The following is a 20454-nucleotide window of genomic DNA, read 5'->3' as shown; positions in this document are numbered from 1 at the left end:
GCGCATACATACAGACCTTGCTGTACTCGCATCGGATACTATCAGACGGATAGGAATAGGAGAAGGTTTTAGCCCTTCTAATTGAGTTTCTGTTACAGAATACTGGTGGCGGCCATCATAGAATGCAGGAGTATCTCCCACGCCATAGTAAGTGATTAGGCTGCCGTCTTTTAGGAATTCAGGTGCGCCCTTTACGGATACAGCACACGGCAGACCATGTTCTTTACACCAGATAGGAGTGTGGTCATTTTTCCCTCCACGAGTGGTGATGCAGGCTACGGTTTGTTCCATAGAAGGCTCCATCCATGGGTAAGTCATCGCTGTTACGAGGATTACGCCTATTTTGTCGCCGTATTTATCTGTGATTTGTTTTTTTATTTTATTGTTTTGATGTTTATTTAGTTTGTCTTAATTTTTAAAAATTGATTGTTGCATTTATTGTAATTTTTGCATAACTAAATTTCCTAAAACGACTTTAAACAAACTAAGCTAAATTTACCCCCTGCTAAGGGCGAAATTACGAGTTACAAACTCAAAACTGGCGTTTGTTTATAACTCTTAATTTCGTCAAAAGACTTTCCCACTTTTGCAATTTCCCCAAAATTTGATTTTCTGCGGTTGTCAATTTTGTGTTTTTCCAAAATGGTATTCTTACTAAAATTACTATCATGCAATCCACGTAATTTACCTAAGCAAGCATAGCAAACGGTCCACAAAAACAGCAGTTTTGATGACCTTTGCGCTTGCAAAAGGGGGATAAATCCCCCCTTTGAACCCCCATTTTCATGAATTTATTTTGTCTAAAAACTTTAAATTCAAAGATTTTAAGTAAGATAATTTTTCAAATTTATTCTTTTCCAGCTCAAACACCCCCCTAAAATCACCCTGCTCATAACGCATTTTTTGGAGGCTAGCGCGCATCTTTTGCGGATTGATGTTATTTGCAATGTAGGCGTTAATCAGCGTATCACTGGCTAAAATCTGCTCGTATTGCTTTCTTGCCAGCTCTAATTGCTGTTTTTCGTGTTCTTTTTGGGCTTGGCGTTCGGCTTTTTTGCGCTCCTTTGCCTCTTGTTCGGCTTGTATGGCGTCTTGGTGCTGTTGTAGCGCCTGTTTGATGAGATTTTGGCGGTGTTCTGCTGTTGCGCCAATGCTGTCGGCGTAGACGTTCTTTTGGGCGATAATATCGTGTTCTTGGTCGGTTAGGTTGTTTAAATCAATATTTGCAGTTCTTGTTTTCATAGTTCTGCTAATTTTTGGTTTTACTGAGGCTGCTAATGCACAATCAGTTCAGAATGCGACAGGTTACATCAATTCAAAATCAGGAGTAAACGTTAGGGCGGGTACTTCCGTATTTTCTAAAAAAGTTACGTCTATCTCTAATAATAAGAAGGTTACAATAACAGAGGTTGTTTTTTCGTCAAATTCAAATGCAGCTGCTAGGGATAAATGGTATCATGTAAATTATGGCGGAAAGTCAGGTTATATTAGATCTGATTTGATTAATAGGGTGGAATATTCTGCAGTTGCGGGTCGAACATCTTCGCCTTTAAATAGCAGACTTGGTGCCGGGACTAGATTTGCTAGTGTTACTACATTTGGAAAAAATGTAAATCTTACAGTACTTTTAAAAGCTAAGGCTAATAAGTCAAATGTTGACTGGTATATGATTAAATATAATGGTGGCTATAATTATGTCTGTGCTACTTGGGTAGATATTACTGGAAGTATTTTCTCTAATAACAGCGGTGGTACTTCTGATAATGCTGGTACGATAACAACTAATCCAGAGCCAAATCCTGATATGAATCCGTCAGATAATAATGCATCACCTAGTAATGGCACATCATCACCCGATAATTCAAACACTGTAAACAATCCTGGTAACACGAACAACAATGACAGTGGTAATACAAGTAGCAGTGTAAATACAAATGTTGATCAAACACAAAATGATTTTGAAAAATCAATTGCATCTTTTCCTGAGGATTATAAAGTCCATTTAAGAAAGCTTCATGCTTCTCATCCAAATTGGAAATTTATCGCTAAGGAAACAGGAGTTGATTGGAATACTGCTTTATCAAAGCAGAGTCGTGACGGGGTGTCTCTCATTAATGGGGCTTATCCATTATCATATCGAGATATCAATCCTTATAGCTTCAAGGCTAAGGATCAGAGTAGACCTTTGTATAATGGCGCAAGTATTTCATCTGGTTCAGTTGGATCGGCAAGTTCTAATACTGATGTTTCATTGTTAGATGAAGTATTTAATGCTAATAATGGAAGCGATGATGCAAAATTTATACACATTAGAACCGCTTCTGGACAGACTGGATATATACAGGGCAGTGTAACAACCGAAAATTATTCGTATGAGATTAATGGTACTGTAAAAGGTGGCTATACCAACATAAGAAAAGGTGCAGGAACGGGCTATGGAAAAGTTGGTGGGGCAAATACAGGAGATAAGGTTTCAATTGTTTTGACAGCAAAAGCATCAGATGGTGTTGTTTGGTATAAGATAAAACAGGGAAACGGATTTGGATACATATCTAGCAAGTTTGTGAAAGTTGATGATTCAAAAGCTCCAAGTTCAAATATTAAGCAGACGACATCAACATCATCAACAACAAATACTGATGTAGTTTTCGGAACTCTAAATCAAAGCGCTTCATACAAAATGGGACCATCTGACATCTTTAAAGAGGCTGGAACTTTAACCTCCGGACAGAACGTAACGATTATAAGCAGCGTAAAGAATATTGATAACAGTAATTGGTATAAGATAGCTGTAAGTGGAAAAGTATATTATATTCCTTCAAGTTATGTTACATCATCGGGAAAAGTTAAGGATGGAGAAGCGAGTGTAAGTGGTAAGGTGCATGATTACTTAAACTATAGATCGTCATACGATATTACAAATAAGCCTGTAGGGACTTTCCCGAAGAACACAGATGTAGTCATCACAGGAGCTATAAATTCTGGTAACTACAACTGGTATAGGGTTCAGTATAAGGGAAAAACATACTACGCAGCAGCAAATTGGATAACTGTATCAAATCAGAAGTATGATGGTAAGGAAGCGACTCCAGTAAGTGATGCACAGTCTGTTGAAGCTCCTGCTGGAGATATAGAGTCACTTAAGGGAGTTGGTAGATTTACTGCATCAGGAACTTACATTCCAAAGGATGGATCAACGTGGTTCAATGCTAGTTCACAAGTAGTTGGTTACTATATGGATCCCCGTAATTTCATTAATGAAAATAACATTTACATGTTTGAAGATTTGTCGTATCAATCATACCAGTCTCATGCTGCGGTTTCTAAGATAATATCAGGGACTGCGCTTGAGAGGAATGGTTTTATGGCTAGCTGGTTTGTGAGTGCGGGTAAGGAAAATGGTATGAGCCCAATTGCACTTGCTGCAAGAGCTCGCCAAGAAACTGGCGGAGGAAGTATTGCAATTTCAGGGTATATATTCCCTGATGGTAAGTATGCATATAACCCATATAATATTGGTGCTTATTCTAATGCAAATCCTGTTATGAGAGGACTCGAATATGCTAAGAAGCAAGGATGGGATACTAAACAGAAAGCAGTATTTGGAGGAGCCAAGTTTATCGCTAGCGGATATATCAAGCAGGGTCAAAACTCCGTTTATTTCCAACGATTTAACGTTGCAAATGGCGCCGCTAAAGTTGGAACACACCAGTATATGACAAATATATCAGCTTGCTACACTGAATCTATTTCAACAAAGAATAGCTACAGTGCTTACGGAATTACAAATGAATTACTAGTGTTTGTAATTCCTGTATATGCCAATATGCCGGCATCAACAGCATTGCCACACTAGTTTGTGTATTTATCGATTTTAAATAATAGCAGAGCGGATATTACTAAAACAGGTAATATCCGCTTAATATATCGAGATAATTTTGAAGATATCTATTTATTTAGTTTTGCACCTTGAAAAGTATCACGTATGCGAAGCTCTCTATTAATTGCATTTAGAATCGTTCTTTTTTTATAACTCCACTCTGGGCTGATTAAAAGCTTTCTAGGTACATCACCAGTCAAACGATGAATAGTTATATCTGGAGGTATTTCTTCAATCATCCTTACTACTAGATCAACATAGCTTTCTAGACTATCAAATGAAACATATTCTGGCATTTCCCTATAAAGTGGAGATGTACTAACTATATTCATCAGGTGAAGTTTGATGCCAAATATACCACTATTTGTTACATGATGAAGTGATTCAAACATATCACGTTCAGTTTCTCCAGGGAGTCCTAGGATCAAATGTGTCACAGTTTTGATTTTTCGTTTTGACAGTTCATAGATTGCCTTATCATAATCTGTTAGGTGATAACCAATATTCATACTATTAAGCGTCTTTTCGTGTATGGTTTGAAGTCCTAGTTCTATCCACATAAAATGATTTTCGTTTATTTCTGCAAGTAAATCTAAAATTTTATCATCGAGACAGTCAGGTCTAGTCGCAATTACTATTCCTTCAATTTCAGGATGAGATAGGGCGGCATAATATTTGCTCCTAAGAACATTAACAGAAGCATAAGTGTTTGTGTGGCTTTGAAAATAAGCTAAGTGGCCGGCATTTGGCCATTTATCGCTTAGCAAACGAATCTGCCCTGATATATCTGATGCGAGTTCTCCCGAGCCACCAGATGAGCAGAACTTGCAACCACCATAACTAACTTTCCCATCGCGATTTGGACATGTAAAACCAGCTTCGATTGAAAGCTTTGCCATCTTCTTGCCAAATTGTTCTTTTAGGTAAGTGTTTATTGAATAAAATCTTTGACTATCAGTAAATTTCAAACATAAACCTCGCTGAAAATATATTGGTGAAATAACTCCTAAATATTGATATTGTTATTGTTGATATAGAAAAAAGCGACAATATTTTGTATAATAAATAGATAATTTTAAAATTCAGAGGTACATCTAATGAAAGAAAAATGTGACACATATGTGGGTTTTCGTACGAATGAATTTCAAAATAAAGTTTTGCCTGTATACATGCATACTGATTTAACTAATAGGAAGCCAAGAATACTTCTGCATGCATGCTGTGGGCCATGTTCGACTTCTTGCGTCGAACGGCTTGCTTTTGACTATGATGTTACTGTTTTTTATTATAATCCAAACATTACAGATCAGGAAGAATATCTTTTACGTAGGGATAATCTGATAAAGTTTATCGATGCTTTTAATGATGAGTTCAAAGAAAGGACGCATGTTAATTACATTGAAGGTGAATATAAAGTCGAAGAATTTATCAAAGTAGCACAATCACTCTGTCATGAACCGGAAGGTGGAAAGCGATGTGATGTGTGTTTTGAGCTTAGGTTGGAAGAGACAGGACGTATTGCGAGTGACCTCGGAATGGATTATTTTGCAACTGCAATGGCCGTTAGCCCTCACAAGGACTACGCTTCTATACTTAGAATTGGAGAGAGTATTGGCGCATCTAATAATATCAAATTTTTGGATGTGGACTTTAAGAAGAAAAATGGTTTTGGGAGAAGCATTGAGCTTTCGAAGAAATACGGTTTATACAGACAGAAATTTTGCGGCTGTGAGTACGCACGAGCTATGATGAAAAGCAGATAACTATATTTCTGTTTAACAATATTAATAAATAAATTTTATATAGAAAGGTTTTAGGATATGGGGAAATTAGTACTACCGAAAGATTATAGACCTATTATTGATCACGTTGAGACACAGAGGGCGATTAAGAAGATTAAAGATTATTTTCAGCAAGAGCTAGCATATGGTCTACAGCTTCGCAGAGTGTCAGCGCCTTTATTTGTATTTCCAGAGACTGGACTTAATGACAATCTTAATGGATATGAGCGCAGAGTAAATTTTACAATTAAGGATATTGATGAGAAACAGGTAGAGGTTGTTCAATCACTTGCTAAGTGGAAAAGAATGGCGCTCGCTAAGTATGAAGTAGAGCCTGGTCACGGAATATATACCGATATGAATGCTATCAGAAGGGATGAAGAGCTCGATAACATACATTCCATCTACGTCGATCAGTGGGATTGGGAGAAAGTAATAACTAAAGATCAGCGAACAGATGAATTTCTAGAAGAGACAGTTATAAAAATTTACAATGCGATGAAGAATCTAGGTGATTATGTTAATCGCCTATATAGAGATATTCAGATTGAGTTACCAAATGAAATTACATTCGTAACCACACAGGAGCTTGAAGATAAGTATCCGAAAAATACCCCCAAAGAGCGTGAGAAACTCGCAGCTAAGGAGTTTGGTGCTGTATTTATCAAGAAAATTGGTGGTATTCTAGCATCTGGCAAGAAGCATGACGGACGAGCTCCAGATTATGATGATTGGGATTTGAACGGGGATATTATAGTTTGGAATGATGTCCTCGATGATGCTCTAGAACTTTCATCAATGGGAATTCGTGTTGATAAGGAGGCCATGGAGCGTCAGTGCAAAATTGATGGCAAAGAAGATAGGCTTAGCCAGTCGTTCCATCAGAGCGTTCTAAATAACGAGGTTCCTTTATCTATCGGTGGTGGAATTGGTCAGAGTAGAATATGTATGTTCTTTCTTCAAAAGGCTCATATCGGTGAAGTGCAGGCTTCAGTATGGCCAGATGACATGATTGAAGCTTGTGCGGAGGACAATATATTTTTACTATAGGATCAATTATGGTTCAATAATTTAAAATCTTATAAAGAAAGGATTCATGTTCATGAAATATGTCGATGTCGTAATTGATAATAAAAGTGAATATATGGATTCTTTTTTTACTTATTTGGCTCCTGATGATATTAATGTGGGAGACAAAGTTAGTATACCTCTAGCTAGAAAACCAAAAGGTGCTGAAGGATATGTGGTGTCAATCGATACTACACCAGGTATTGAGACAGATAAGGTTAAAGAAATTATTAGTATTGATAAAGATAGGTCTCTTACACCAGAGATTATTGATACTGCTATCTGGATGAGATCTAGATATGGTGTTAAGTATATTGATGCTATTAGAATGTTTGATGTTACAGGTAAGCGTATTCCTCATCATATTAAGGAATATCATGAAACAAAGCTTGAGGATGAACCAACTTTATCTGAAGAACAGAAGTACGCAGCCTTAGACATATGTAATTCGATTGATAATGAACTTGGTAAATCGTTTCTTATCCATGGTGTGACGAACTCAGGCAAGACGGAAGTTTATATTAGAGCTGCAAAAAATGCCATAGCTAAGGGGAAGACAGCGATTATACTTGTCCCAGAAATCGCACTATCATCACAGATTGCCGATCGTTTTTCAAAGCGTTTTGGTAAGGATAAAGTTGCCATAATGCATAGTAAGCTTAAGACTAGTGAACGCCTCGCTGAATGGATGCGGATAAAATCCGGTGAAGCAAAGATTGTTGTAGGGGCGAGAACTGCAGTTTTTGCTCCAGCTTCAGATATAGGTGTAATTATAATTGACGAAGAGCATGAATCTACTTACAAGTCTGATCATAATCCTAAATTTGAGACAGTAGATGTTGCTTTTAGAAGAGCAAAGTATCACAATGCAACATTGGTTTTAGGGAGTGCTACTCCAAGCATAGTTTCCTATAACCGTGCCATGGACGGCATTTATCAGCTTATTGAGATGAAAAACAGAATTGGTAAAAGCATTATGCCTGAAGTTAAGATTGTTGATATGAGGGATGAACTAAGATCGGGAAACTCAAGCGTTATCAGCAAAAAGCTGCTAGCATCGATAGAACAAACTGTAAACAATGGCGATCAGGTAATATTGTTCCTTAATAGGAGAGGCTTCTCTACACAAGTACTATGTCCTGAGTGTGGTTACAGAATGATGTGCCCAGATTGTGATATTACGCTTACCTATCATAAAAGAGATAACGCTGCGATATGCCACTACTGTGGACGCAAGTTCAAGATTCCAGAGATTTGTCCTGAGTGTGGAAATAGCACCCTATCTTTTATAGGGACAGGAACAGAGCGTTTAGAAGAAACTATAGAAGGACTCGTTCCAAATGCAAAGGTAGAGAGGTTTGATCTTGACACAGCGAAGAATAGTTCTGAAATTAAAAAAACTCTCAGATATTTTAATTCTGGCAAAACAAATATTTTAGTTGGAACACAGATACTAGCAAAAGGATTAGATTTTAAAAATGTCGGTTTAGTTGGGATCATTTTGGCGGACTCATCACTAAATATACCTGATTACCGTTCGCCTGAACGAACATTTCAGCTTATAACTCAGGTATCAGGACGTGCAGGTCGAGAATGTGGAAAGAGTAAGGTAATTCTTCAAACTTATCAACCTGAAGATGATACAATAAGGAGAGCTGCAAATGGAGATTATTATGGTTTTTATGAACAAGAACTAGCTCACAGAAGAAACATGAACTATCCACCTTTTTCTGATATTATCTCTGTGACATTCGTTGATAAAAAAGGACCGAAGACTGAATATAGTTCGACAATAGATCATGCAAATGATTTTAGAAAGTATCTTTTATCGATGAAAAACTTACCAACGGGCACAACGATTTATGAGCCAAAGCTTGATATCCAAAGAGGTGGAGCTAATCGGAATCGTGTATTTTTTATGATAAAAGCACCTAGAGGAACTAGAAGTGGATTTGTTAACGCCTATATGAATTACAAGGATCTTATGATAAAACATAGAAGTACCTGTCATATTGAATTAGATATAAATCCATATGGAATAATATAGATTAATTAATTTTGAAGGGAGTATTATGGCACTAAGGAAAATAGTAATTAGAGGAGATGAAATTCTAACAAAGAATTGTAAGCCCGTTTCCAAGATTACAGATAGGATTAAAGTATTATGTAATGATATGCTCGAGACCATGAGAGAGGCTGATGGTGTTGGGCTTGCGGCACCTCAAGTAGGGGTTATGAAAAGGATTTTCGTTTGCAGACCAGAACTTGAAAACTTTGATCAAGAATATGTAATGATTAACCCTGAGATAGTCGAAACGGAAGGGGAGCAAGAATCAGCAGAAGGATGTCTTAGTGTACCGGGCTATATAGGAATGCTTAAGAGACCGGAGCGAGTTACGCTTAAAGCTATGAATCTAGATGGTGAAATTAAAGAGTATGAATTTTCTGGATTTGCAGCAACTTGTATAATGCACGAGAATGATCACTTGAATGGAATTGTATATACTGATGTAGCGGAAGAAGTATACACTACTGAACAATACAATGAAATGATGGCAGAAATTGCCGAAGAAAATACAGAGGAAGAAAACTAAATGCGAATTATATATATGGGGACTCCTGAATTTGCTGTTCCAGCATTAAACAGAATAATAGACGCTGGGCATGATGTGGAATTGGTCGTGACACAGCCCGATAGACGAGGTAATAGAGGAAAAGTGGTTTTCTCCCCTGTTAAAGCTTGTGCTCTTCATCGTGGAATTAAGGTTTCTCAGCCTAATAATATAAAAAATGACCCCGAATTTACTAAAGAGCTTAGTGAATTAAAGCCAGATTTGATTGTAGTTGCAGCTTTTGGGCAAATACTTCCTAAGGAGGTTCTAGATATACCGGTTTACGGATGCATTAATATCCATGGATCTATTCTTCCAGAGTATAGAGGTGCTGCGCCAATGCAATATGCCATACTGGATGGTAAGGACAAGACAGGCGTTACTATCATGAAGATGGAGCTTGGACTTGATACAGGAGATATAATCAGTGCAGAAGAGGTCGAAGTGGGAAGGAAAGATATAATTGCCTTATCTGAGGAACTTGCTGAATGTGGGGCTAGGTTAGTCGTAAAAACGATTGATTTAATAGCTAAAGATCAAGCAACGTACACAAAACAAGACGACTCAGCTTCATCATATGCTCACATGATTCGCAAAGAAGATGGATATACTGATTTTAATTCCTCAGCTGCTGAAATTGATAATAAAGTGCGTGCCTTTAAAATTTGGCCAGGTACATTTACCAATATCGGAGATAAAGTCCTTAAGCTTTTTGATGTTTTACCAATAGATGATGTCGATATAAATGCTGATTTTGGTGTGATTACCAGCGTTGACAAGGAAAAATTTACAGTGAAGTGTACCGATGGGACGCTTGAAATTAGAGAAGTTCAATTGCAAGGCAAGAAGAGGATGAGCGTTTCAGATTTTATTAGAGGTAACAAACTAGAAGTTGGAATGCGTCTTAAATAAATATTATATTGGAGGTATAGAGATATGTTCGGTGGATATTATTCATCTATGATTGTGTTAATTCCAGCAATGATCTTTACGATGATTGTGCAGGCGCGTATAAAGCGCGCCTTTTCAACATATACTGATATTGAAAACAGCAAAGGGATAACGGGCTTTGAAGCTGCTCGAACGATGCTCGATGCTAACGGTCTTCAGCAGGTTTCAATCAATGTTTTGAATGGAGATGCACTCACTAATTATTACGATCCAAGATCTAATACAGTTAATCTTAGTTCGGAGATATATTCTCAAGATTCTGTTGCATCTGTTTGTATAGCTTGCCATGAAGTTGGGCATGCCATACAGCATGCTACTAGTTATGCTCCTGTAAAGATGAGAAATGCACTCGTACCCGTAACTAACTTTGCCCAAAACGCATCATGGCCTTTAATTTTGTTGGGTATTGTTCTCTCATCTACAACAGAGTACGGGACCATGTTTTTTAACATAGGAATTTTTTGCTTTGTTGCTGTCGTTTTGTTTCATCTTGTCACACTTCCAGTTGAGTTAAATGCAAGTAGCAGAGCTCTACAGCAGATGAAAGCACTAAATCTTGTCGATGATTCTGATTACGCTGGAAGCAAAAGAGTTCTAAGTGCTGCAGCGATGACATATGTTGCTGCATTAGCCACTGCGGCGGCAGCACTAATTAGAGTCCTTCTGATTAGAGGAAATAGAGACTGATGAACAATGATTGGTATGCAGTATACGATGTACTTCGTAGTGTATACTGCGATAATTCATACTCGAATTTTGCGATTAACGAAGCGCTTAAGGAACATAAAGTTTCCTCACAGGGCTTCGTTCGTGTTATGTCTAAGGGTGTTATACGGGATACAATCCTTTTAGATTATAATATTGATAGATTAGCAAAGAATGGTATCAAGAGAATTAAGAAAAAGAATTTAATTATTTTGCGTATGGGCATGTATGCAATGGCAAAAATGGACTCGGTTCCAAACTATGCAGCTGTCAATGAAGCTGTTACTCTTGCTGAAAATATTTCAACCTCAGTAAAAGGTTTTATCAATGGTATGCTTAGAACTTTTGAACGTGAAGGTGCAATATTATTAGTTCCTGATTCCGAAGATATCCTAGAGTCATTATCATATAAATATTCCTTTCCATATCATCTCGTCAGGTTTATCTCTAAGCAATATGGTGAAGAGACGATAGAGGAGATTTTAAAGGGTCTTTACGAAATACCAGAGCTTAATATAAGAGTGAATTCATTAATTTGTAATCGGGAAGACTTAAAAAAATGCCTATCAACTAGAGATATAAAAGTTAGAGATAATCCATTTTCTCGAAACGGGATAATAATAGAAAATGGTTCAATAATTAATATCCCGGAGTTCAGAAGTGGGATGTTTACAGTTCAAAGCACTTCTTCGCTAAGAAGTGTGGAAATGCTAAGTCCAAAATCTGGTGATAAAGTACTCGATATATGTGCTGCTCCTGGGGGTAAAACTACCGCGATAGCGGAACTTATGAATAATACAGGTGAAATCTTTGCCTGTGATATTCATGAACATCGTGTGAAGCTCATAAACGAGCTTTTAAAACGCCTCGGAATTTCTTGCATTAATACAAAAGTGATGGATGCCACTCTATACGATAAGAGTTTAAGTGAACGTTTTGATAAAGTACTCGCAGATGTTCCTTGCTCTGGACTTGGAGTTATCGCTGGAAAACCTGAATTAAAGTTACATGTTAATCTTAATGAGCTTCCAGATTTATATGAAATTCAGTACAGCATTTTAAAAAATGCCTTTATGTATTTAAAACCTGGAGGAGAGCTAGTGTATTCCACTTGTACTATCAATAAGCGGGAAAATGAACAGATAGTTTCCAGGCTCTGTAACTCCTTTGAAAATTCAAGTATTGTTGAATACAATTCAATTTTACCGTATAATAAACAAGTAGGATTTTACTATTGTAAAATCAGTAAGTGTAACAATTTATAATTTTAATTTACTCAGGTGGTAAGACTTTAATGAGAGTAGGATATTTAACAGATAAGGGCATGAAACGCCCTAAGAACGAAGATGCTGTAAAAGTATTAAAGGATAGCAGATTTTTCATGCTGGCAGATGGCGTTGGCGGAAATAAGTCCGGGGAAATTGCAAGCACTGCAGCAGTAGATTTTCTTGCAGATTACGTGTACAACAACCCAATAGAACTTGTAGAGGGAAGTGAAGCGATTTTCACATATTTTGAAAATGCTGTTAACTTTGTAAATGAAAGTATTTTACAGCTTTCCAACACAAAGCCAGAGTATGTAGGAATGGCGACAACACTCGTTTTTGCATATGTTGACCACAAAATTCTTTACGTAGGCAATGTGGGAGATAGCAGAGTGTATTTCATTCATAAGGATGAAGTGCATCAGATTACTGATGACCACACCTATGTAAATGATTTAGTTAAGATGGGTGCTATTACACGTAGCGAGGCCGATCATCATTATAAAAAAAATGTAATCACTAGAGCTATTGGTGGAAATGCATACAACAATCCAGACTGCTTCAATATATATATGGAGCCAAGTGATAGAGTATTAATCTGTAGTGACGGACTCTATGAGGAAGTGTCAGATAGCGAAATTCTTGATATATTCAATGAAAGCTCTGATATGCAGGATTGTGCTGAACGTATGGTTGAAAGAGCAAACTTAAACGGTGGAAATGATAATATTTCAGTAATCTGTATTGACATGTTGGAGGAATCAAATGAGCAGTAGACTTCTATCTGGCCGTTACGAACTCCTTGAGAAAATCGGTGATGGCGGTATGGCAGTCGTTTACAAGGGTAAGGACAGACTGTTAAACAGATTCATCGCTATCAAGATACTTAGACCGGAGTTCACAAAGGATGCTTCGTTTGTTGAAAATTTCAAAAGAGAGTCGCAGGCAGCTGCTGGACTTTCTCACCCTAATATCGTAAGTGTTTACGATGTAGGTAAGGAAGGAAATATTAACTACATAGTAATGGAGCTTGTTGAAGGCCGTAACTTAAGCAATATAATTGCAGAAGATGCACCTCTAGACTACCGTACGGTAATCGACCTTACTAAGCAGGTTGCATCTGCACTTAGAATTGCGCATAAAAATAAGATAATTCATAGAGACGTCAAGCCTCATAACATCATGGTTACATCTGATGGTGTTGCAAAGCTTGCCGATTTTGGTATTGCTAAGGCTGTTAATGACGCAACACTTTCGACAAACAGCAAGGTCATCGGATCAGTACACTATTTTTCGCCGGAGCAGGCTAGAGGAAATTACGTTGATGAAAGATCCGATATATACTCACTCGGTATTGTAATGTATGAGATGCTCACAGGGCGAGTTCCATTCGATGGAGACAATCCTGTATCCATAGCCCTCAAGCATATAAACGAAGAAATTGTGCCACCACATGAATATGTGGATGGAATTCCACCTGCACTTGAAAGAGCTGTTCTCAAGGCTACAAATAAGTTTCAAACTAATAGATTCAACAGTGCAGATGAACTCATTGAAGAACTTGATAACATCGAATTTGTGACCAAAGTTGTTGGAAATTCAATTTTTGCAGAGGCATCTAATGAGGTTGCACGTAAGCGATCTGATAGTGAAGAAGATGATAATGACGATATAGTTTCAGAAAATTCAAAAGACAGGAAGAAAAAGAAGAAAAAATCTAATTCTTCTAGTCGCAAGAAAAAGCTTATTAAACTTGGTATTGCCGGAGCGGTTCTACTCGTTCTTGTTCTGGGCGTTGCTTTTGCAACAGGTGTCTTCTCAAGTAAAGCTAAGGTACCTGATATGTCTGATATGACTTATAAGGAAGCGAAAAAAACGGCTGAAAAGAGCGGATTTAAAGTTGAAAAGGGTAAAAGTGTATATTCATCGGAAATTTCTGAGGGACATGTAGTCGAACAGGATCCTTCTGGTGGAGAAGAAGCCAAAAAAGGTTCAACGATAACACTTCATCTCAGCAAAGGTTCGAAGGAAGGAACCGTACCTAATATAGTTGGTCAAGACTATAAGAAAGTTGAAAAGAAACTCAAAAAGGCAGGCTACAAGCTTGGAATAGTTAAGTCTGAGACTTCAAATAAGCCTGAGGGAACGATACTAACCCAAGATCCTGCAGCTGGAACAAATGCTGACAAAGGAACAAAAATTAACATTACAATTAGTGATGGAAAAGGGAAGGAGAAGGGAACGGTACCTTCTTTAACCGGAAAGTCGCTTGAGGAAGCAAAATCGGCTATTACAAATGCTGGATTTAAAGTCGGAAATATTTCTTACGATGAAAGCAATGTTTATGGTAATGGTTATGTAATGTGGCAACAGTATGCTGCTAATACATCACTTGAAAAAGGTGAAACAATTGATATTGAGGTAAGTAAGGGTAAACCTTCTTCAGGAAGCTCTTCCGACAACTCAAATAACAGTGGAACAAGGTTATAATATGCTGGGAAGAGTCGTTAAGGGAATTGGCGGTTTCTACTATGTTGATGATGGAAAACGAGTTCACATGGGAAATGCTCGCAAAAATCTTAAGCGAGGTAAATCAATCATCTATGTTGGGGATATTGTAGAATTTGATTTAAGGCAAGAAGACGGCGACTGTATAATAACAAAGGTGCGCGAAAGAAAAAACTTTCTTTCGCGCCCACCTGTTTCTAATCTAGATAAGCTTGTTGTTGTATTTGCAGCAGCTTTTCCTAATCCGAACAATCTTATTATTGATAAGTTTACCACTGCAATACTATATAACAACATCGAAGTTATTATCTGTATTACAAAACCTGATCTTGTATCGGAAAATGACCTAAAAGAGCTTGTTTCAACTTACGATAAAGCTTTTCCAGTTGTTGTTGTTAATGGCAAGAACGGTGATGGCATAGATAGGTTATATGATTTGATGAAGGGATCTAATGTTGCGCTAGCCGGTCCGTCAGGTGTTGGAAAGTCAACAATCATGAACCATATAACCGGTAGAAATGATATAGAAACAGGAGATATTAGCGATAAAACTGCCAGGGGCAGACACACGACACGGCATGTCGAGATTTTTAGTATTGATAACGATACTCATTTTTATGATACACCAGGTTTTACATCTCTAGACATGCCTAGACTTGATAGGTATCATGTTAGAGATTATTTCCCTGAGATTAATGCATTTAAGGGCTGTTGCAAATATCTAGATTGTATTCATGTTGATGAACCTGAATGTGCGGTAAAAGGAGCACTCGAAAAAGGAGAAATTAGCAAAACTAGATATGAATCATATTTATCAATTTTGGAAGAGGTAAAGAAATGGCAAAAATAGCACCTTCGATTTTAGCAGCCGATTTTGCTAAACTTGGTTCTGAAGTCGCTGATATCTGCAAGGGCGGATGTGATTTTATTCATGTAGATGTTATGGATGGCGCGTTTGTTCCTAATATCAGTTTTGGAAGTGCCGTTATGAAGAGTCTTAACGGCTATGCAACTGTCCCTTACGATGTTCATTTGATGATTGAAAATCCAGATCAGTACTTGGAGGAGTTTGTGACGGATAATACTGCTTATATTACGGTTCACTACGAAGCATGTCCTCACATTTGCCGGACTCTATCACATATTAAAGAGCATGGGGTAAAAGCAGGTGTGTCTATAAATCCGGGTACTCCTGTATCTTGCCTTGAAGCTGTACTTCCTTTTGTTGATATGGTACTAGTTATGTCTGTGAATCCAGGATTTGGTGGACAGAAATTTATTCCTGAAACTGCGAAAAAAGTATCTCAGCTTAATAAGTTAAGAAAAGACAATGGATACAATTTCGAAATCGAAGTTGATGGTGGTGTATCCGATAAGAACTCAGGGCTTTTAATTTCAAGTGGAGCAGATATTCTTGTTGCTGGTTCTGCAGTTTTCAAGCATGAAGATAGAGCAGAAGCCATAATGAGAATTAAAAAGGTTGATGCATAAAACTCATTAGAACTGCTTTGACAAAAAAGTAAAATAAGCTAATGCCTAGCTTTCTACCTACGTAGAATAGCTAGGCATTTTTTCATATCATCTGGCAAAGGTGCCTCAATATTAAGTGTTTTTTCTGTCATTGGGTGCTTTAAACTCATTTTTGCGGCATGTAATGCCTGTCTTTCCATAAGCTCTGGTGCATCACCACCGTATAAGTGATCGCCCGTGATTGGATGACCTATATGAGTGAGATGAACTCTTATCTGATGTGTTCTTCCAGTATGTAATGTAACTTCAACGAGCGTATTTCTTTTAAATCTCTCGAGAACTTTAACATCCGTAATTGCATCTTTGCCACCTTCGGAAAGTACAGTTCTCTGAATCGATTCCTCGCTAGGTCTCCCGATAGGCTCGTCTATAGTAAATTCATCATCTTCAATCACACCGTTAACGATTGCTATGTACTGCTTATGCACTGAATTTGTACGCATCTGGTGGGATATGTCGTTTTGTGTGTTCGCATTTTTTGCAACGATTACGATTCCGGATGTATCCATGTCGATTCTATTAGCGAAACGGACCTTGTAGCTTTGTTCGTTATCCTTCATATATTTCATTAGGCCATTTGCGATAGTGTGAAGTGGGTGTCCCTTAGTTGGATGAACTATAACTCCAGGTTGCTTATTTATAAACATCAGATCATCATCTTCATAAATTACATCTATAGGAATATCTTCAGCTGGAAAATCGCTACTTTCTTCTGGAAGTCTTATCGATATTACATCACCCACATCTGGTTTGATAAATCCAGGAGTAGGTATACCGTTGAGATCAACAAGTTTCTGGAATTTCATCTTAGTTTTGAACCGTGATGAGAATTTGAAATTTGCTTTTATGATCTGATTTATGCTCAAACCTATATCAGATTCAGTTACCTTGTGATTGTATTTTCCCATTATTTCCTCAAATTAAGTCTATAAAAGCTTGTTAGTAAGCTTCTTCCAGTAATCGTAACCAGGCAGTCTTAGAAGATGAATCTCGTCATCTGCCTGCATTACATCAATTTTAGATACATTGCTAAATTCTCTTGTAAGTCCATCATATGCTAATAAAAGTTTGTCTCCGACGGTACTCTTGCGCGTTACCAGTCTAACTTTTTTTGACGCAGGGTAGAGAATACTCGACCTAAAGCATCTATAAGCACTAGTATTCATCGGAGCCATCGGTGTTAACTGTAAGGCATCTAGCTCTGGAGCTACCAGTGAGCCACCAAGTGAATAGTTATAAGCGGTTGATCCAACAGGAGTTGATACGAGGATTCCATCGCCGATAAACTCCTGAATTGGAGTATCGTCCATGATTATCGAAAGATGGGCAAGTTTTGTATACATACCCATTACAAGTATTTCGTTTATTCCCGTTATCTCGTGAATGCCGTCTCTGTCTGTGATTAGGGCGCGTATTGGATGTATCTTTTCAACTGTGTAATTGCCATCATTATAGTGATTGACAAACATCTCAAGTTCAGAAGGAACTAGTTCCTGAAAAAAACCTAGATGACCGGTATTTATTCCGATAATAGGCATCCTTGGAAGTCTGCATTCATGTACACAGTTCAGAAAGGTTCCATCACCACCGATGCAAGCAATCAAATCAACGGTTTCATCATATTTGCTCGCAATCTCAAATTCTCTTATGCTTAGAACGTTGACAAGTTCATTGGCAGTGGCCTTTGATAAACCTGTATCATTGCTATAGATAAATACTTTAGTTGGTTTCATAGTATTTCCTCATATAAAATGCGCTATATCATCTCGTCTAGTTCATTAACTAGGTTTGCAAAAGTAGATAGGGCGGATAGAACAGGCTCCTCAGTACTCATATCTACTCCAGCGATTTTAAGTAATTCTATTGGATAGTCAGATTCTCCGGTAGCTAGGAATTTTAAATAATCATTTCGTTCAGCTTCTCCGCCGGTTAATATCCTGTTAGCGATAGCATTTGCAGCGGAGTATCCCGTAGCATACTGATATACGTAGTAAGCACGGTAGAAATGAGGAATTCTTGACCATTCATACTGAATATACTCGTCATGTTCAATTGACGGACCATAATAAATAGTGTTTAGCTTATCGTACTCCTCGTTTAGATATTGTGCTGTAAGTGATCCACCATTTTCGACAGTTTCATGTGCAATTTTTTCAAATTCAGCAAACATTGTCTGTCTGAACAGTGTAGATTTAAACTCGTCGATATAGAAGTTGATTAGATACTTCTTCATATCTATTGATTCAGCATTACGTAGAAGGTAATGAATCAATAGCGTTTCATTAACAGTACTAGCAACCTCTGCTGTAAATATAGAGTGTCCTCCATACACAAATGGCTGTGTGCGTCTAGTATAGTATGAATGCATTGAATGACCAGATTCATGAATGAGTGTAAATACGTCACGTAGTTCTCCGCTGAAGTTCATCAAAATATATGGATTACTATCGTAAGAACCAAAGCTATATGCGCCAGATGTTTTGCCTGCATTCTCATATATATCAACCCATCTATCTTCGGTTAATCCTTTTCGTAACGTCCTAACATAGTCTTCGCCTAGAGGTGCCAAGGCTTTGCAGGCGATATCTACAGCATCTTCATAGCTGCATTCTAATCCTTCTGGCTTAACAATAGGGCGATAAATATCATACATTCTTAGTTCGTTAAGACCTAAAGCTCGTTTTCTAATTTCCATATATTTATGCATAGAAGGTAGGTTCTTATGCACAGCATCTATAAGATTATCATACACTGAGAGTGGAATGCGTTCGCCAGATAGCTCACTATCGAGTGTAGATTTATATTTACGTAGCTTGGACATGATAGAGTCATGCTTTACACTGTAGTTGTACATCACAGAAATTGAGTTATTAAACTCCTTGTATCTTCGGTACATTGCCTCAAAAGCATTCTTTCTAACCTCGCGGTTTTCCGACTCCATAAACTGGATATAATTTCCGTGAGTGAGTTCCACATCTATCGCGTCTTCATTAGTGACTTTGCCAAAAGAAAGATCCGCATCATTAAACATAGTGAAAATTTCATCTGGAGCACTGGCAGACTCATTAAGCTGAGCGATGACACGCTCTTCATCGGAAGACAGAACGTGAGGCTTGCTAAGCATTATTGAATCGAGCATGAAGGAAAATTCCTTTAAAGCAGGTAATTCCTCTATATATCCCTTTATTAAAGCTTCATCAGCCTCCAGAAGCTCGGGGGTAAAGAATGATACGTTAGCTGAAATTTGAGCGAGTGTAGAGAGAGACTTGTTGTTCATCTCTGTGGATTTCGTATTAGCATTATCTTCATCATGACGCATTCTCGAATACACAAAAGCATTCTCGGCTTTACGCATCATATCAGAGTATAAGCACAGTGCTTTTAGAAGGTTTTCTGCCGATTCTGTTAAACTACCTTTAAGTAAAATAAACTCGTCACTCGCCTTAAGAGCAGTGGATAGATCTTCTTCCCACTTGGTTTCATCTGGATACATCGCTTCTAGATTCCATTTATCTCTATCCGCTATCTCAGAGCGGTTTTTTAAATTGTATTTCTTCATTTAACTAGCTCCTTATGCTATAATTGATGATGTATTATTATAGCATAAATTGATTTAAAGGTGAATTAATGAACAGAGATGAACTCTATCAAATCCTTGATATTGTTGCACCAGAGGAGTTTGAGTATTATGAAAATCTAGCTGCACTTCTAGAAGCCGATGAGTTAATAGATGTCCAGCTAATCCTAGAACTGATAAAAGAATTAGATATGGGATCTTTAGCAGATATGTTTGATTCATATTTTGAAGAGTGGAACAAATCAATCCCCGATGAACTTGCGGAATTCTATGTGACTGTCGATACAGCAAAGCGCAGCATTATGGGTAATTTTAATGATGATATGACTGACGATGACTATTCATCTCTTGCCAGTGCTATATATGATTTTAGGCGTTGGTACGTTATTATACCGCATGTAATCGATAATGATACTGGGGAAGAAATAAACGTAAGAGATGCCAGGTATAATATCAGTGCATCTAGATATACTGGAGAAACCTGTAATTATAATTTTAATGGCGCTTATGAGTACGAAGGGGACTCATACTCAATGAAACTGTCAGATATTATAGAGGCAGAATATAACTGAAGGGG

At 37.6% G+C, this 20454-nt stretch carries 19 protein-coding genes; 13 read left to right on the top strand and 6 right to left on the bottom strand.

The genetic code is table 11. The annotated features are described in order from the left end of the window. Both Q7O90_RS01615 and Q7O90_RS01610 read right to left on the bottom strand, forming a co-directional pair. On the bottom strand, positions 1–333 hold a 333-nt coding region (locus Q7O90_RS01615), incomplete at its 3' end, for a PEP-utilizing enzyme (RefSeq protein ID WP_304126653.1). Between the two features lie 450 nt (positions 334–783). After that, positions 784–1242, bottom strand: coding sequence for a hypothetical protein (locus tag Q7O90_RS01610; protein WP_304126643.1), 459 nt, complete (start codon positions 1240–1242; stop codon positions 784–786). Between Q7O90_RS01610 and Q7O90_RS01605 the strand changes: the two genes are divergently transcribed. Further along, complete coding sequence (locus Q7O90_RS01605; protein ID WP_304126640.1) at positions 1208–3856, top strand: SH3 domain-containing protein; 2649 nt, start codon at positions 1208–1210, stop codon at positions 3854–3856. The two genes, Q7O90_RS01610 and Q7O90_RS01605, sit on opposite strands and share 35 nt — an antisense overlap. Positions 3857–3948: 92 nt before the next feature. Here Q7O90_RS01605 and Q7O90_RS01600 read toward each other — a convergent pair whose 3' ends face one another. Further along, a complete protein-coding gene (locus Q7O90_RS01600) occupies positions 3949–4848 on the bottom strand; it encodes a TIGR01212 family radical SAM protein (protein WP_304126638.1) in 900 nt (299 codons plus the stop codon). Positions 4849–4977: 129 nt separating this feature from the next. On the opposite strand from Q7O90_RS01600, the gene Q7O90_RS01595 reads away from it, so the two are divergent. Genes Q7O90_RS01595 through rpe form a run of 11 tightly spaced genes read left to right on the top strand, consistent with a single transcriptional unit; the run spans position 4978 to position 16261 of the window. Further along, positions 4978–5643 carry an epoxyqueuosine reductase QueH gene (locus tag Q7O90_RS01595; RefSeq protein WP_304126635.1) on the top strand — a complete coding sequence of 222 codons (666 nt, stop codon included), beginning with the start codon at positions 4978–4980 and terminating at the stop codon, positions 5641–5643. Positions 5644–5700: 57 nt separating this feature from the next. Next, the gene (gene asnA, locus Q7O90_RS01590) at positions 5701–6711 is read left to right on the top strand and encodes an aspartate--ammonia ligase (RefSeq protein ID WP_304126633.1); all 1011 of its coding nucleotides are present in this window, start codon (positions 5701–5703) and stop codon (positions 6709–6711) included. A gap of 52 nt (positions 6712–6763) precedes the next feature. After that, positions 6764–8776, top strand: coding sequence for a replication restart helicase PriA (priA, locus tag Q7O90_RS01585; RefSeq protein ID WP_304126630.1), 2013 nt, complete (start codon positions 6764–6766; stop codon positions 8774–8776). A gap of 25 nt (positions 8777–8801) precedes the next feature. Continuing rightward, complete coding sequence (def, locus tag Q7O90_RS01580) at positions 8802–9323, top strand: peptide deformylase (protein WP_304126628.1); 522 nt, start codon at positions 8802–8804, stop codon at positions 9321–9323. Further along, positions 9324–10253, top strand: a complete 930-nt coding sequence (fmt, locus tag Q7O90_RS01575) for a methionyl-tRNA formyltransferase (RefSeq protein WP_304126625.1) — start codon at positions 9324–9326, stop codon at positions 10251–10253. Positions 10254–10277: 24 nt separating this feature from the next. Continuing rightward, positions 10278–10979 (top strand): zinc metallopeptidase, encoded by a 702-nt coding sequence (locus Q7O90_RS01570; protein WP_273138475.1) that lies wholly within the window; start codon positions 10278–10280, stop codon positions 10977–10979. Next, the gene (rsmB, locus tag Q7O90_RS01565; protein WP_304126621.1) at positions 10979–12262 is read left to right on the top strand and encodes a 16S rRNA (cytosine(967)-C(5))-methyltransferase RsmB; all 1284 of its coding nucleotides are present in this window, start codon (positions 10979–10981) and stop codon (positions 12260–12262) included. Before Q7O90_RS01570 ends, rsmB begins: the two co-directional genes overlap by 1 nt. Before the next feature lie 29 nt (positions 12263–12291). Beyond that, entirely contained in the window at positions 12292–13038 is a 747-nt protein-coding gene (locus Q7O90_RS01560) for a Stp1/IreP family PP2C-type Ser/Thr phosphatase (protein ID WP_287299778.1), read from the top strand. Continuing rightward, positions 13028–14752, top strand: coding sequence for a Stk1 family PASTA domain-containing Ser/Thr kinase (pknB, locus tag Q7O90_RS01555; protein ID WP_304126615.1), 1725 nt, complete (start codon positions 13028–13030; stop codon positions 14750–14752). The genes Q7O90_RS01560 and pknB overlap by 11 nt, the downstream gene beginning before the upstream one ends. A gap of 1 nt (position 14753) precedes the next feature. Next, the gene (rsgA, locus tag Q7O90_RS01550; RefSeq protein WP_106056931.1) at positions 14754–15620 is read left to right on the top strand and encodes a ribosome small subunit-dependent GTPase A; all 867 of its coding nucleotides are present in this window, start codon (positions 14754–14756) and stop codon (positions 15618–15620) included. After that, entirely contained in the window at positions 15608–16261 is a 654-nt protein-coding gene (gene rpe / locus Q7O90_RS01545) for a ribulose-phosphate 3-epimerase (protein WP_304126611.1), read from the top strand. The genes rsgA and rpe overlap by 13 nt, the downstream gene beginning before the upstream one ends. A 53-nt stretch (positions 16262–16314) precedes the next feature. On the opposite strand, the gene Q7O90_RS01540 is transcribed toward rpe, so the two are convergent. Genes Q7O90_RS01540 through pepF form a run of 3 tightly spaced genes read right to left on the bottom strand, consistent with a single transcriptional unit; the run spans position 16315 to position 19859 of the window. After that, positions 16315–17208: an RluA family pseudouridine synthase gene (locus Q7O90_RS01540; RefSeq protein ID WP_304126608.1), complete on the bottom strand. Its 894-nt coding sequence runs from the start codon at positions 17206–17208 to the stop codon at positions 16315–16317. A gap of 18 nt (positions 17209–17226) precedes the next feature. Further along, entirely contained in the window at positions 17227–18033 is an 807-nt protein-coding gene (locus Q7O90_RS01535) for an NAD(+)/NADH kinase (RefSeq protein WP_304126606.1), read from the bottom strand. A 23-nt stretch (positions 18034–18056) separates the two neighbouring features. Continuing rightward, positions 18057–19859: an oligoendopeptidase F gene (pepF, locus tag Q7O90_RS01530; protein WP_304126604.1), complete on the bottom strand. Its 1803-nt coding sequence runs from the start codon at positions 19857–19859 to the stop codon at positions 18057–18059. Positions 19860–19927: 68 nt separating this feature from the next. Here pepF and Q7O90_RS01525 point away from each other — a divergent pair, with 68 nt between their 5' ends. Beyond that, on the top strand, positions 19928–20449 hold the full coding sequence (locus tag Q7O90_RS01525; RefSeq protein WP_304126602.1) for a hypothetical protein: 522 nt from the start codon (positions 19928–19930) through the stop codon (positions 20447–20449). Positions 20450–20454: the final 5 nt, after the last annotated feature.

This window comes from Mogibacterium diversum, assembly GCF_938028775.1.
In the GTDB taxonomy this organism is placed as follows: domain Bacteria; phylum Bacillota; class Clostridia; order Peptostreptococcales; family Anaerovoracaceae; genus Mogibacterium; species Mogibacterium diversum_A.
This window is presented reverse-complemented; position numbering and strand designations above follow the sequence as displayed.